This window comes from Priestia sp. YIM B13551 (genome assembly GCF_042787905.1).
GTDB lineage: Bacteria > Bacillota > Bacilli > Bacillales > Bacillaceae_H > Priestia.
The window spans coordinates 22,473-35,380 of the sequence record NZ_JBHZOX010000005.1; the positions used below are offsets into that span (position 1 = coordinate 22,473).

Annotated in this window: 16 protein-coding genes; 7 read left to right on the forward strand and 9 right to left on the reverse strand. The window is 38.0% G+C overall.

Annotation, left to right across the window (positions count from 1 at the left end):
• Positions 1–115: 115 nt before the first annotated feature.
• Both ACFX4N_RS21765 and ACFX4N_RS21770 read right to left on the reverse strand, forming a co-directional pair.
• Entirely contained in the window at positions 116–1,276 is a 1,161-nt protein-coding gene (locus ACFX4N_RS21765) for an aminotransferase (protein ID WP_013059600.1), read from the reverse strand.
• A complete protein-coding gene (locus tag ACFX4N_RS21770) occupies positions 1,276–1,776 on the reverse strand; it encodes an Lrp/AsnC family transcriptional regulator (RefSeq protein WP_013059601.1) in 501 nt (166 codons plus the stop codon). The genes ACFX4N_RS21765 and ACFX4N_RS21770 overlap by 1 nt, the downstream gene beginning before the upstream one ends.
• A gap of 158 nt (positions 1,777–1,934) precedes the next feature.
• Between ACFX4N_RS21770 and ACFX4N_RS21775 the strand changes: the two genes are divergently transcribed.
• Both ACFX4N_RS21775 and ACFX4N_RS21780 read left to right on the forward strand, forming a co-directional pair.
• A complete protein-coding gene (locus ACFX4N_RS21775; protein WP_107918134.1) occupies positions 1,935–2,783 on the forward strand; it encodes an alpha/beta fold hydrolase in 849 nt (282 codons plus the stop codon).
• Positions 2,784–2,951: 168 nt separating this feature from the next.
• Positions 2,952–4,124 carry a MalY/PatB family protein gene (locus tag ACFX4N_RS21780; protein ID WP_013059603.1) on the forward strand — a complete coding sequence of 391 codons (1,173 nt, stop codon included), beginning with the start codon at positions 2,952–2,954 and terminating at the stop codon, positions 4,122–4,124.
• Between the two features lie 35 nt (positions 4,125–4,159).
• Here the strand turns inward: ACFX4N_RS21780 and ACFX4N_RS21785 are convergent, their stop codons facing one another.
• Together ACFX4N_RS21785 and ACFX4N_RS21790 are read right to left on the reverse strand one after the other, a co-directional pair.
• Positions 4,160–4,684: a superoxide dismutase family protein gene (locus ACFX4N_RS21785; RefSeq protein WP_107918135.1), complete on the reverse strand. Its 525-nt coding sequence runs from the start codon at positions 4,682–4,684 to the stop codon at positions 4,160–4,162.
• A 103-nt stretch (positions 4,685–4,787) separates the two neighbouring features.
• Entirely contained in the window at positions 4,788–4,985 is a 198-nt protein-coding gene (locus ACFX4N_RS21790; RefSeq protein ID WP_078082210.1) for a hypothetical protein, read from the reverse strand.
• A gap of 85 nt (positions 4,986–5,070) precedes the next feature.
• On the opposite strand from ACFX4N_RS21790, the gene kapB reads away from it, so the two are divergent.
• Positions 5,071–5,451, forward strand: a complete 381-nt coding sequence (gene kapB, locus ACFX4N_RS21795; protein WP_013059606.1) for a kinase-associated lipoprotein KapB — start codon at positions 5,071–5,073, stop codon at positions 5,449–5,451.
• 36 nt (positions 5,452–5,487) lie between these two features.
• On the opposite strand, the gene kapD is transcribed toward kapB, so the two are convergent.
• Positions 5,488–6,102, reverse strand: coding sequence for a 3'-5' exonuclease KapD (gene kapD / locus ACFX4N_RS21800; RefSeq protein WP_013059607.1), 615 nt, complete (start codon positions 6,100–6,102; stop codon positions 5,488–5,490).
• Positions 6,103–6,446: 344 nt separating this feature from the next.
• Positions 6,447–6,830, reverse strand: coding sequence for a hotdog fold thioesterase (locus ACFX4N_RS21805; protein WP_013059608.1), 384 nt, complete (start codon positions 6,828–6,830; stop codon positions 6,447–6,449).
• Between the two features lie 106 nt (positions 6,831–6,936).
• Between ACFX4N_RS21805 and ACFX4N_RS21810 the strand changes: the two genes are divergently transcribed.
• The 3 genes from ACFX4N_RS21810 (at position 6,937) to ACFX4N_RS21820 (ending at position 8,326) form a co-directional block, all read left to right on the forward strand.
• Positions 6,937–7,305, forward strand: coding sequence for a YuzC family spore coat inner layer protein (locus ACFX4N_RS21810; protein WP_057275329.1), 369 nt, complete (start codon positions 6,937–6,939; stop codon positions 7,303–7,305).
• Positions 7,306–7,481: 176 nt separating this feature from the next.
• On the forward strand, positions 7,482–8,018 hold the full coding sequence (locus ACFX4N_RS21815) for an HD domain-containing protein (protein WP_013059610.1): 537 nt from the start codon (positions 7,482–7,484) through the stop codon (positions 8,016–8,018).
• Between the two features lie 116 nt (positions 8,019–8,134).
• Positions 8,135–8,326, forward strand: coding sequence for a hypothetical protein (locus ACFX4N_RS21820; RefSeq protein WP_013059611.1), 192 nt, complete (start codon positions 8,135–8,137; stop codon positions 8,324–8,326).
• A gap of 51 nt (positions 8,327–8,377) precedes the next feature.
• Here the strand turns inward: ACFX4N_RS21820 and ACFX4N_RS21825 are convergent, their stop codons facing one another.
• Together ACFX4N_RS21825 and ACFX4N_RS21830 are read right to left on the reverse strand one after the other, a co-directional pair.
• On the reverse strand, positions 8,378–9,697 hold the full coding sequence (locus ACFX4N_RS21825; RefSeq protein ID WP_029319220.1) for a Na+/H+ antiporter family protein: 1,320 nt from the start codon (positions 9,695–9,697) through the stop codon (positions 8,378–8,380).
• A gap of 267 nt (positions 9,698–9,964) precedes the next feature.
• Positions 9,965–11,458: a leucyl aminopeptidase gene (locus ACFX4N_RS21830; protein ID WP_029319223.1), complete on the reverse strand. Its 1,494-nt coding sequence runs from the start codon at positions 11,456–11,458 to the stop codon at positions 9,965–9,967.
• A 245-nt stretch (positions 11,459–11,703) separates the two neighbouring features.
• On the opposite strand from ACFX4N_RS21830, the gene ACFX4N_RS21835 reads away from it, so the two are divergent.
• The gene (locus ACFX4N_RS21835) at positions 11,704–12,180 is read left to right on the forward strand and encodes a divergent PAP2 family protein (protein ID WP_013059614.1); all 477 of its coding nucleotides are present in this window, start codon (positions 11,704–11,706) and stop codon (positions 12,178–12,180) included.
• Positions 12,181–12,222: 42 nt separating this feature from the next.
• Here ACFX4N_RS21835 and ACFX4N_RS21840 read toward each other — a convergent pair whose 3' ends face one another.
• Positions 12,223–12,870: a 3D domain-containing protein gene (locus ACFX4N_RS21840; protein WP_041816630.1), complete on the reverse strand. Its 648-nt coding sequence runs from the start codon at positions 12,868–12,870 to the stop codon at positions 12,223–12,225.
• Positions 12,871–12,908: the final 38 nt, after the last annotated feature.

Consider the following 12,908-nt stretch of genomic DNA (forward strand, 5'->3'; position numbering starts at 1 on the left):
TATATTTATTATTTACCAATTTCGTCACAAATATAAACTAACACTACATTTCATCATAGCAAAAAAGATATTATATCAAACCGTCTATACGATATGACATAATATCTTATTTTTATTATAACTTATTTTCAACAAAACGGCTAATCCGTTTTATGGATTCTTCTAATGATTCCATTGAAGAAGCGTATGAACAGCGAATATGTCCCTCTCCGCCTTTTCCAAATACATTGCCTGGCACCACGGCTACTCGCTCTTCAAGCAAAAGCTGCTCAGCGAATTCTTCCGATGACAATCCAGTTTTCTTGATAGACGGGAACACATAAAACGCTCCTCCGGGAGAATGGCATTCCAGACCAATTTGATTTAATGACTTCACCATATAGTTCCGTCTTCTGCGATAGCTTTTTCTCATCTCTTCTACGTCATGCTGCCCATTTTGCAGTGCTTCAATTGCTCCATATTGTGCCATGGTAGGCGCACACATCATTGTATACTGATGAATTTTCAGCATTGCTTTAGCAATCTCAGTTGGTGCACATATGTATCCAAGACGCCATCCAGTCATGGCAAACCCTTTAGAAAAGCCAGAAATAATAATAGTTCGTTCTTTCATTCCTTCTAAAGAAGCAATAGATGTAAATTCTTCATCATATGTTAATTCTGCATAGATTTCATCCGTGATAACAAGCAAGTCATGCTTTATGACAATATCCGCAATAGCCTGCAGCTCTTCTTTAGAGAGTGAGCTTCCTGTTGGATTATTAGGAGAGCATAAAAGAAGGGCTTTCGTGTTGCTTGTAATGACTTCTTCAATCTGTCTAGGCTGCAGTTTAAACTCTGTTTCTGCCGTTGTTTCAATTGCCACAGGAACTCCTCCTGCTAGCGAAATTAACGGACTGTAAGACACAAAATTTGGCTCCACGACAATAATTTCATCTTCAGGGTTAATCAAAGCTCGCATTGTAATATCTAGAGCCTGACTTCCTCCAACGGTCACAATAATATCATCTTTATAATCATACGAGACGTTAAAATTTCTTTTCATATACTTCATAATTTCAAAGCGGAGCTCTAAAAGCCCCGCATTTGCTGTATAAGAGGTATATCCTCTTTCCAACGATAAAATACTCGCTTCTCGAACAGCCCAAGATGTGACAAAATCAGGTTCACCTACTCCAAGAGAGATGACGTTATCCATACTTGCTGCTAAATCAAAAAAGCGGCGAATACCTGAAGGTTTCAGCTGTTGTACAGTTGTTGACAAGCGCTCTTTCATTACGGAGACACCACGATTCTGCGATCTTCATCGCCTTGGTCATAGATGGTACCATCGTGCTTGTATTTTTTCATGATAAAGTGAGTCGTTGTAGATAAAACAGAGTCTAGCGTAGAAAGCTTTTCAGAAACAAAAAACGCTACTTCAGACATTGATTTTTCTTCAATAATAACAGACAAATCATATGCTCCTGACATTAGGTACACGGATTTCACTTCTTGAAAACGATAGATGCGCTCCGCAATCTCGTCAAAGCCTACTCCTCGCTTTGGTGCAACTTTTACATCTATCATAGCCGTGACGCCCTCATGTCCATCTACTCGTCTCCAGTTAATATCAGCTGAATATTGCACAATTACTTTTTCTCTCTCTAGCTTTTTAACAATATTAGAGGTTTCTTCAAATGTTAAATCCACCATTTTTGAAATACTATCTATTGAAATACGGCTATTTTTTTCTAGAATTTCTAAAATTTCTAACTCTTTTTCTTCTAAGAACACCGCGTTCCCCTCCTACAACGATTAAATTTTTTCACTTTTTCCATTATATCAAATTTAAACACATCTTTAATGTGAAATCTATACCGGTAATTGAGTTTCATTTTATAGATTGCTGGAAATTAGGACAGACTAGAAAGAAAAAGATGGAGTGAAACAAATTGACTGAATCTAAAATTACTTGTCACCAGCGTACTTTTAATGGAGTCAATGTTTACTACGAATGCCATAACTATCACCCTGATAAACCAGCCATTGTATTTATTCACGGCTTTTTATCATCGAGTTTTAGCTTTCGACGTTTAATTCCTTTATTTGAAGATACGTTTTCTATCATTACGCTGGACCTTCCGCCATTTGGGCGAAGTGAAAAATCGTTAACCTTTCAATACTCGTATAAAAATTTAGCCAGAATTGTCATCGAGTTGATTGAATATTTAAAGTTGAAAGATGTTGTACTATCGGGACATTCAATGGGAGGACAGGTTTGTTTAAACGTAGCAAAGTTAAAGCCTTCTTGCGTATCAAAACTAGTTCTTCTGTGCAGCTCAGCTTATTTAGGCCCCTCACATTATGGATTGGTCATGTCTTCTTATGTTCCCTTCTTTTATCTGTGGGTAAAAACGTGGCTGTCTCGCAAAGGTATATTAGGCAACTTGCAAAATGTCGTATTTGATCATAAGTTAATCGACGAAGAAATGATTGATGGCTATACTGAACCATTTTTGGATGACCGTACGTTTATGGCTTTAACAAGAATGATTCGTGATCGAGAAGGAGACCTATCCTCAAAGGATTTGCAGCACATAAAAAAACCCAGTTTACTCATTTGGGGAGAAGAAGACCGGGTTGTTCCTTTGCATCTCGGACGTAAGTTAAAAGATGATTTAACAGACTCTACCTTTATCTCTTTAAAGGAAATTGGACACCTTTTACCAGAAGAGTGTCCCGACATTGTGCAATCTCATATGGTCGATTTCTTGTACGGTGAAAAAGCCCTGTCTCAATAATGACGGGGCGAGTTCGTATATTTCACACGAGGCGCTAACTTTAATAAAAAATTTATTAGTCGTGCTTCAGCAATTTTTTCACTTTCTTTATTGACTTCACAAGTTAACTTCGTTGACAAACGTATTAAAAATAAGCAAACTATTATATTAAAAAAGGGGGTACCTTTATTGTCTACTTATTCTTTTGATCAATTAATTAACCGTACAGGTACGCAGTCCGTAAAGTGGGACAAAACTGATCTTGTTTTTGGAGCAAAAGATGTTCTGCCTTTTTGGGTAGCTGATATGGATTTCCAAGCGCCGCCTAATGTTCTTCAAACCATTAATGAGCGTGTCAAACACGGTATTTTCGGCTACACTTCCCCTACTGAATCTACGGCAAATGCTTTATCATCTTGGGTAGAAAAAAAGCATCAGTGGACCATTGATCATGAATGGATTACATACAGTCCAGGAGTTGTATTTGCCCTGAGTATGGCTATCCAAGCATTTACGGAACCCGGAGATTCAATTTTAATTCAGCCTCCAGTCTATACTCCATTTTTTAACATGATAAAGGTAAATGATCGAGAAGTTGTTGAAAATCCGTTAAAACTTGCAGGCGATAAATACGAAATTGATTTTGCAGATTTAGAGCAAAAATTTGCAGAAGGCGTAAAATTAATGATTCTTTGCAGCCCTCATAATCCAGTAGGACGCGTGTGGACAAAAGAAGAACTGAAGAAGCTTGCCGATCTTTGTGAAAAATACAATGTATTAATTGTTTCAGATGAAATCCATTCTGATCTAATTTACCAGCCTTATAAACACATTCCCATTAGCATGGTGAGTGAAGATGCAGCCAATCGAACCATTACGTGTATGGCCCCTAGCAAAACATTTAATATACCGGGACTTCAAGCTTCAGCTATTATTATTCCAAACGAGAAACTGCGCACACAGTATGTTCAACAACAGCAAAAACAAGGGTTTTCTAATTTAAACACATTCGGAATAATTGGGTTAGAGGCGGCTTACAGTGAAGGTGAGGAGTGGCTAGAAGCACTGCTTGTATATCTGAAGAAAAATGTAGATCTCGTGACGCGTTTTATAAGTGAAAACTTGCCTGAACTGCGAGTGGTTCAGCCCGAAGGAACTTATTTACTATGGATTGACTGCAACAAGCTGCATTTATCAGAAGAAGAATTACATGAACGCTTATTAGAAAAAGGGAAAATTGCCGTAGAAAAAGGCGAAAAATACAGTTCCACATATGGAAAAGGTTTTATCCGCTTGAACATTGGCTGTTCACATGAACAGCTTCAAGAAGGATTAAATCGCTTAAAAGTAGCTTTAACGTAAAAAACAGCGTTCTTTCTCACGAAAGAACGCTGTTTTTAATGTTTTTTTGAAATAACTCCGCAGGCGATTCGCTTGCCAGAATTACCTGATGGCTCTGTCATTCCGTCATCACCTTGTTCGGTAATAACAAGGGATGAACCATCCATACGCTTAACGAGCGATGTCTTTCCTTCTTTTAACGTGACTTGAGGAACCATATCTGTTCCTGTATACGTCTGATCGTCTTCTACCACAATATTTTTCATATCGCCTAAATGCGGTCCTTTTGGATTTAACAGTCCGTGTTTCTTTTTATCAGAATCAAGGTGATTGCCCGCACTTTTAAAGTTAGGAGCTTTGCAAATTCCCATTTCATGAATATGTACGCCGTGTTCGCCAGGTGGAAGTCCGCTTAAATTGTACGTAAACTCAATTCCATCGGCCTGTTCTTTCAACTTGACTGTACCGATGCTATCTCCATCTGCGTTATAGACTTTGACTTCTTTATTGGATATTTCTTTTTCCATACACCCCGTTAACAAGAAAAAAGGCACGGTTCCAATGAGTAGTAGTTTTTTCATGTTGCCCTCCAATCGCATATGCACTAGCGAAAGTTTTAGATGTCTTTCCATAGATTGTCCAGCAACATATTATTTTAAACGCTTACATTTTATTTGCATTTCATTACAGTGATTTCTTATTATCCTGTTCTTTTAGCTTTGCTTCTAACTCCTTCGTTTTTTCTTCTTCTTTTTTCGAAATCTTAATGATTAAACGCCATACTGCAACTGCTGCTAGTACAAAAATCGCCATAGTAGCAAAAGCAGGAATATATTCTCTTTTATCTTCCGGAAAATAAAGCAAAAACATTAAATACATCATGTACAACATCCTTTCATAGAAACGGTAGAGGGTTTTGATTTATACTGGTGATAACAAACACTTTACTTAAAGGAGATCTGGCAATATGACATTTACAATTGGTCAAACCGTTACGGCACTTTATAAAACTGGGAAATACATCGGTGAAATTACACAAGTTCGAGACCTGCATTATGTTGTGCGGATTCAAGCTGTGTTAAAGCATCCAGAACAAGGTGACTTACATAACCCTGGACAAGTGGACGTACCTTTTTTTCACGAGCGAAAAGCACTTGCATTTCGAGAGCAGGCCAATATTCCTCAAAAAATGGTTCATCTCTATGAAGACAGCGTTCCCGATTATAAAAATTCACTAAAAAAAGCGCTTGAATTAAAGATAGCTGAACAACAAGCCAAAGATAGCCCTTTTGCTCAAGCAAGTATTGCCTGTTTAGAAGAGTTAAAAAAAGAGTACGGTATTCATTAAGTAAAAAGCCAAATTCACGTAGAAGTGATTTGGCTTTTATAATGCAAATTTATTTAATACTTTTGAAAAATCGATTCGATCTCCTATGGTCGTTGGCTCTGGTTTTTGAAGGTACCGCTTATCTTTTTCTACAAGCTTAAAGATATTGAGTGTCGTCATCGCATCATCAAGCGCGCAGTGGTGCTTTCCAGTTCCTTCTTTACCATACTCTTGCACAGCTTTCCAAAGGCCAGTTTGATTTTGATCTCCAAAAAAGCGCTTATACTCCATTGAAAGATCAATTTCTTTACCTGCAAAAGGAAATGGCACCTTATTTTTTTGACAGCACTGCCTTAATACTTTCATATCCATGTTCCCCCATGTAATAATCGTGCTGTGTTTATACATGCCCAGTCGCTGTACAAGCTGCTCTAGCGTAATGCCTTCATTTACTTGATTTTGTTCGATATGGAGAAATGATTTACAGCGCTCAGTTAATTTTGTAAAGTGTGTAGGCTGTACGTAAGAGGAGAAACGATCAATGATTTCTTGATTTTTAACAAACACCAAACCAACTTCAATGATTTCCGGAAAAAAGCCTTTTGGAAAACCCTTATACTCTGGCATTGTAAATTCAAAATCAATGAATAAATACTGAGAGTTCTTATCCAATATTATCACCCCTTTGTAAAATAAACCGCCCTACTATATTAATGCTATTATAGCACGATTGAACAATCGGAAGGTCTATTTTCTGTTCTTATTTTTAATATTATGAATATTCTAGTTGCTGAATAAAAAGAATACTTTACTACTACTATATTCTAGAGCATGTCTCTATGCGCAGGGTAACTGTCACGAATAGACATAATTTCGCTTATTTTTTTACCTATTTTTTCACTTTTTTATGTATCCGCTCTTCCAAATTCTCTTTAAACTCTAACACGAGTGTGTGAGGTGGCTCCTTCTCACTCCAAAAGCATACCTCACACCTTCTAGACTAAGCATTCTTATGTTTAAGCTTTAGGTAGAATAGCAAGCGTACATCTGGATATACAGATTAAATTCTCTTCTTCATCTTGAATTTTCACTTCCCAAACCGCTGTTTTTTTTCCTTTATGTAAAGGAACGCCTATAGCTGTAACGATTCCGTCTTTTTTCCCTTTGATATGATTGGCATTAATTTCTAAACCTACGCAGATTTCTTTTTCGAGATCTACACTTTTAATGGCACCTAGACTAGCCACAGTTTCAGCTAACGCCACCGATGCTCCTCCGTGTAAAAGCCCGAATGGCTGACGCGTTCGCTCATCAACAGGCATCGTCGCTTCGACTCTTTGTTCACTCGCACTAATAATCTCAATTCCTAATGCTTCTAACAGCGTATCTTTTGTTTTCATATCCATACCTCCCTTTGTATCTAGTATACAATAACGGTTTTGCTACAACATATACGAACCCTCTACATATACATAATAAAAATCCGTTTTCTAGGAGGATTCTTATATGAAATCATTTGCTCCCTTGTCTTACTATTGGCCACCGTACTACATGCCTCACCCTTATACATACAGGGTACCTAACTTACCTGAGGCGGACATCGCGACATTTCAGCAATCTCTTAAAGTTATTCCCTCTACCATGCAAAGCGCTACTATATTTATTCAAAGAGCTAATACTTCGCCAAATTTAATAAAAAAAATAAAAGTTGCTGCTCAAGAATCCAAAATGAGTGAAGTAAAAAGACTCATTCTTTCCACTGGTGTTAAGACAAAAATCGATGTTTTTTATACTCCAGACTATATTAAAATTACGTTTATTCATCCCGATAACCAATTTGACTGCTGTCACGTATCGTTAAATATTAGATGGTAAAATACAAAGAAAAAAGTCTTATTTTCTTCAAAAAAAGATGTACATGTTGTTTCGTTCCGAATATTATAATATATGCCATTTTTGTATGTAAAAACAAATTACACGATAATTGTATTTAGGATACAAATATGATATTGTATTTGGAAATATATTTTTTCTTTAGGAGGGATGACATGATGAGACATGTTACGCTAGTAGAAATTTTCACGCATCCTATCGCTCAAAAATATTTAACTCGATCTGGCGTTGCGCATGCTGTATCCGTCGCCTATCATGCGTTTCGTCTATCCGTACAGCATAATGTAAACCCCGATTTAGCTACAAAAGCAGCGCTGCTTCATGATATTGGCCACTACGAATGGTACACAAATGGTCAGTGGGATTATGAGAAGTATCGTCAAAATGATATTCACGCTATTAAAGGGGCTGAACGTGCACATAAATTACTCATTCGTTTAGGTGAGGAACCTCAGGCGGCAAAAGAAATTGCTTTAGCTATTTTACTACACACAGACTCATATTTGCCTGAAGGAACAATTCAACAACGCCCTCTTCAAAAAGTAGTCAAACTAGCTGATGAAGCTGATGAAGAGCCAGGCGGCAAACACCATTACCGTGAAATGGAATATAATCTGGCTGTAAAGAAAATTAAGGAGCTTGATAAGAAAGTGCTTGAACTTCTACATTCCAACCAATTTAAACAGTTAGGCTGACAGGATTAACTCCTTTCATAAGAGTTAATCCTTTTTATTATTTCTCCTCATAATTCCCTGCAAATTACTCATACTACTTATTGATTCTCATTTTTTGTTAGTTAGGAGGAAGAAGAATGTCTAAAAACGCTAGAGGTTACGTGCAAGATTCTTGCACATCATTAAATCAGGCAAAAGCAAGCCTTGAACAAGCTCTTCAAACAGTAGAGAAAGATTCGAATCGTGAACGTATTGAACAATCTCTTCAGGCTGTAGAGCAAGCATTAGGAGCTTGTGACAGCACTGCTTCTACTCTTTCTCAAGCATGAAAAAAGCAGCCGGTTTTGATCGGCTGCTTTTTTTCATTATAGGGCCTCTATTTACAAGATAACCGAGGCAATCCACCCAAAAATAATAAGTGGAATGTTATAGTGAAGAAAAGTTGGTACACACGTATCCCAAATATGATCATGCTGACGATCGACTGCTAATCCAGATGTGGGTCCAAGCGTACTGTCTGAAGCTGGTGAACCAGCGTCTCCAAGCGCTCCCGCTGTACCAACAATACAAATCGTTGCCATTGGACTCATACCAAGTTCTAAGCAAAGAGGAACAAAAATCGTCGCGATAATTGGAATGGTAGAGAAAGAAGAACCAATGCCCATTGTCACTAAAAGCCCGATGACAAGCATAAGAAATGCACCTAGCATTTGGTTGCCGCCAATAAGAGCAACAGAGCCTTTTACAAGCGCTTCTACATCTCCAGTTTCTTGAAGAACTTTTGCAAAACCAGAGGCAGACAGCATAACAAATCCGATGAAAGCCATCATTCTCATTCCGTTCGTTAATACTGGATCTGCTTCATTCCACTTCAAAGCCCCGCTGAAGTAAACGACAACAATCCCTGCAAGCGCTCCGAAAATCATAGAATCTACTAAGAGCTGCACAGTTAAAGCCGCTACAATCGCAAGTAAAGCTACAATAATTCCTCTTGTTGTGTAACCTGTACGCTCCTCTGTGCCTTGGTCAATGTCAATGTCTTCATAAGTGCGCGGCTTGCGGTACGAAATAAACACAGCAAACAATAAGCCCACTACCATTCCTAAAGCTGGAAGAGCCATCGCCGTGGTAATATCTCCTTTATCAATTGTTAATCCACTTTCTTTGATGTTAGTAAATAAAATGTCGTGATAAATCTTACCGAATCCTGCCGGCAAATACATATAAGGTGTAACCAATCCAAATGTAATAACGGTTGCGACTAATCGGCGATCGATTTTTAACTGATTAAATACTTTCAATAGAGGTGGAATTAAAAGCGGAATAAATGCAATGTGAACCGGAATAACGTTTTGAGAAAAACATGAAATAATAAGGATGATCAATAAAATCAGTACTTTTGACAGTGACTTCTTTTTCGTTTCTCCTTCTTTCCCTACTATTTTTAACGCTAGCTGAACAACGGCATCAGGCAGCCCTGTCCGCGAAACAGCCATTGCAAATCCTCCAAGCAAAGCATAGCTTAATGCAACAGAAGCACTGTTTCCAAGACCATCTGTGTATATACTTACTGTATCTGTGAGGCTGATACCGCCAACAAGTCCTCCAATTAGCGCTCCGACTGCTAAAGAAAAGACAACGTTGATACGCAATAAGCTCAAAATCAGCATCACGAGCACAGCTATTAATACTGCATTCATTTTGAAACCTCCATTTTTCTTTTTACTTTATCTCATTAAAACATTAGAGAGATAAACAACATGTTCATTATATTAGGTATAGAAAAAAAGTCAATCATCTTACTAAATAAACGTTTGTTTAACTTCTCTACACCCTTAACAATATAAGGATTTTTCTAAGTAATCTTTTCTTACTAAAAAGAAAAAACATTATGTAAACATATTAAAAAAGAAGCATCATCGATGCTTCTTTTTACGTTTCTTTCTATCACTGCTATACTTTTTTCATTAATTGGCTTCAAATGAACAAACCATTGTAGCTAGTGTTCGCACCATCACGCCTGTTGCACCTGAAGGTCCTAACTCATGAGAAGCAGCGGATGTTGCAGTTCCAGCAATATCCAAGTGAACCCATGGTGTTTGCTCTGCAAACTCACCAATAAAAGTTCCTGCCATAATTGCGTGCCCCTCTCGTCCAGGAGAGTTATTTAAATCTGCTACCTTACTTCCCCGAACACGCTTTTTGTCTCGTTCTGTAATAGGCAGCTCCCAAATCGGTTCGCCTGTCTCAATGCTCGCTTTCGCTATTTGCTGCAATAAAGCAGAATCATTCGTCATTGCCCCAGTTGTATGTGTACCAAGAGCTACAATTACACCACCCGTTAATGTCGCCACGTCTACTAAATAATTTGCTCCGTGGTGTTTGGCATAGGAGATACCATCAGCTAACGCTAAACGCCCTTCAGCATCTGTATTCAGTACTTCTATTGTCTTTCCATTCATTGCTGTAATTACGTCATCTGGCTTAAAAGCACGCGCGCTAATAACGTTGTCAGTTGATGGAATGACAGCTACTACGTTTTGATGAGGTTTTAATTCTCCAATTGCTTCCATTGCACCAAGAACAGATGCAGCTCCGCCCATATCTGTTTTCATACCTACAATCCCGTCTTTAGATTTAATAGAGTAACCACCTGTGTCAAAGGTAATCCCTTTTCCTACCAACCCAATAACGTCTTCCCATTTTTCTTTTCCTTGATATTTCAGGACAATCATTTTAGGAGGCTCTGCGGAACCTTGATTAACTGCTAACAGTGCGCCCATTCCCAATGTTTCCATCTCTTCTTTTTCTAAAATTTCATATTCAAAACCATATGTATGTGCCATTTCTACTGCATAATTAGCTAAATCTGTAGCCGTTAGCATATTGCTTGGTAAGTTAACAAGGGTGCGCGCTGAGTTTGTTGCTTTTCCATACGTATATCCAACCAAAGCAGATTGTACAACGTCTTTGTAAAAAGAAAACAGTTCAATTTTCTCAAGCTGCTTGTCAGGTTCGTTTGATTTCTTTTTGTAGTTTTCAAACTCGTACATAGCAAGCTGTTGAGCTTCTCCTAATAAAGCTGCAGTTTCTTGCTCTGACCACACTCCTGTATCAAATGTAGAAAGGGCGACCGATGCGTTTGAAATCTTCGCTTCTTTTAACTTTTTAAATAACAGCCCAAAGCTCTCTTTGAGTCCATTTTTAGTTAGCGCTTGCTTTCGTCCGAGTCCCACAAAATAAAGACGTTTTGCTCCTAATTTTCCTAGTGTATGAATCGTTGATGTACGTTTTTCTTGTACACGTATATCCCCTTCTTTAATCAAATGAATGAGCTGTCCACCTAAAGCTTCATCAATTTCTTTTAGAAGGCCTTCAAATTGTTGGTTTTGATTAAATAACCCGATTACGAGCGCTTCTGTTTGATGATCAACACCAAATGTTTCTACATGCGAAAACATAAAATTCCTCCCTTTTACGTATAGAGATTTTATTTTTATTTATCATCTGCTTTGTTTAATCTATTCAGCAAGTGGAATATATATCATATTCACCACTGTTTTCATCTATATACATATGATAGCAGAAATACAATTTTTAATCACAGTTCAAAAACCTTAGTTTCACACATATACTTTCATCTACCGCTTTTTTCATCATACGGGTTTAGCTTTTCAGACATTTTAAGTTGAGGGAGGACGTCTCAATGGATTTATTCTCAAATTTTCCACTTTGGAGTTCATTAATCGCTATTTTCTTTGCTCAATTTATTAAGATTCCCCTTTCTTTTGTAGCTACTAAGAAAATAGACGGCAGCTTATTTTTTAGTACGGGAGGCATGCCAAGCTCTCACTCTGCAGCAGTAACTTCCTTAGCAACTGCCATTGGGCTAGCAGAAGGTCTTAAATCCCCCATTTTTGCTCTCTCCGCTATTTTTGCCATTATTGTCATGTTCGATGCTAAAGGAGTAAGAAGACATGCAGGAGAGCAAGCAACGGTTTTAAATCGTTTGGTTGAAGACTTTCAGCGCGCGGTAAAAGAGGCAAAGCTGTGGACGACCAATGAAGAAGACGAAAAACAAGTGAAGCTAAAAGAGCTGCTTGGACATAAGCCTATTGAAGTTTTCTTTGGGGCCTTAACAGGGATAGCAGTTGCTTTTGTAACGTATTATGTATGGCCATAAAACATAAGAAAACACATGAAGAATTCTTCATGTGTTTCTCGTTTATTTTACCTGCTGGCGAAAAACCTGCATCGACTTCTTTTCATTCAGCATTGTTAACTCTTCTTCAGTTAAGCGGCCGTCCCCTGATTTCACTACATAGACGTTTAATTCTTTTTTACCCCATATGTTGTACACATCGGAAACAGTCTCAAAATATAAATCAAGATGATTGCCTTTAATAGCCCCACCTTTATCTGCTACCACTCCATAGCCATAGCCCGGAATAAACAAGATCGTGCCGATTGGAAATATGGTTAAATCAGCAGCGATGGTTGAATACAAGTCACGTTTTACTTTAACGCCCGAATATGTAATACCATACCCTGGATGATTGGGATTTTTCCCAGTTGATTCGTAACCAGCTGTGTAACCCGTAGCCAATACATTCTTAGTTGGATAACGCGACCAATCAAATGCTTCTTCAATCGTCAGACGCTCTTTGTCATTGCTAGCCGCTTCAGCTCTTAGTGGTTTTAGAAATGATGGCAAGAGCCTTTCATTCATTAGAGGATGCCCTGTACGGTTTATAAAAGGCATATATTTGATGACTGTGGTTATTGGGACGCCAGTAATTGCTTCATATGTTGTAAACAGCGCTCCGACCAGTAGTAGGCACATAATGAATCGCTTTGCTATTTTTCCAATCATTGTGATTTCCACAACTCCTCTCACGAATCTATTTGTTT

Excerpts from the sequence above, each read along its gene's own strand:
- ACFX4N_RS21765 (WP_013059600.1), bottom strand. The coding sequence starts at position 1,276 with ATGAAAGAGCGCTTGTCAACAACTGTACAACAGCTGAAACCTTCAGGT.
- ACFX4N_RS21785 (WP_107918135.1), bottom strand. The coding sequence starts at position 4,684 with ATGAAAAAACTACTACTCATTGGAACCGTGCCTTTTTTCTTGTTAACG.
- ACFX4N_RS21790 (WP_078082210.1), bottom strand. The coding sequence starts at position 4,985 with ATGATGTATTTAATGTTTTTGCTTTATTTTCCGGAAGATAAAAGAGAA.
- kapB (WP_013059606.1), top strand. The coding sequence starts at position 5,071 with ATGACATTTACAATTGGTCAAACCGTTACGGCACTTTATAAAACTGGG.
- ACFX4N_RS21805 (WP_013059608.1), bottom strand. The coding sequence starts at position 6,830 with ATGAAAACAAAAGATACGCTGTTAGAAGCATTAGGAATTGAGATTATT.
- ACFX4N_RS21810 (WP_057275329.1), top strand. The coding sequence starts at position 6,937 with ATGAAATCATTTGCTCCCTTGTCTTACTATTGGCCACCGTACTACATG.
- ACFX4N_RS21815 (WP_013059610.1), top strand. The coding sequence starts at position 7,482 with ATGAGACATGTTACGCTAGTAGAAATTTTCACGCATCCTATCGCTCAA.
- ACFX4N_RS21820 (WP_013059611.1), top strand. The coding sequence starts at position 8,135 with ATGTCTAAAAACGCTAGAGGTTACGTGCAAGATTCTTGCACATCATTA.
- ACFX4N_RS21825 (WP_029319220.1), bottom strand. The coding sequence starts at position 9,697 with ATGAATGCAGTATTAATAGCTGTGCTCGTGATGCTGATTTTGAGCTTA.
- ACFX4N_RS21830 (WP_029319223.1), bottom strand. The coding sequence starts at position 11,458 with ATGTTTTCGCATGTAGAAACATTTGGTGTTGATCATCAAACAGAAGCG.
- ACFX4N_RS21835 (WP_013059614.1), top strand. The coding sequence starts at position 11,704 with ATGGATTTATTCTCAAATTTTCCACTTTGGAGTTCATTAATCGCTATT.
- ACFX4N_RS21840 (WP_041816630.1), bottom strand. The coding sequence starts at position 12,870 with ATGATTGGAAAAATAGCAAAGCGATTCATTATGTGCCTACTACTGGTC.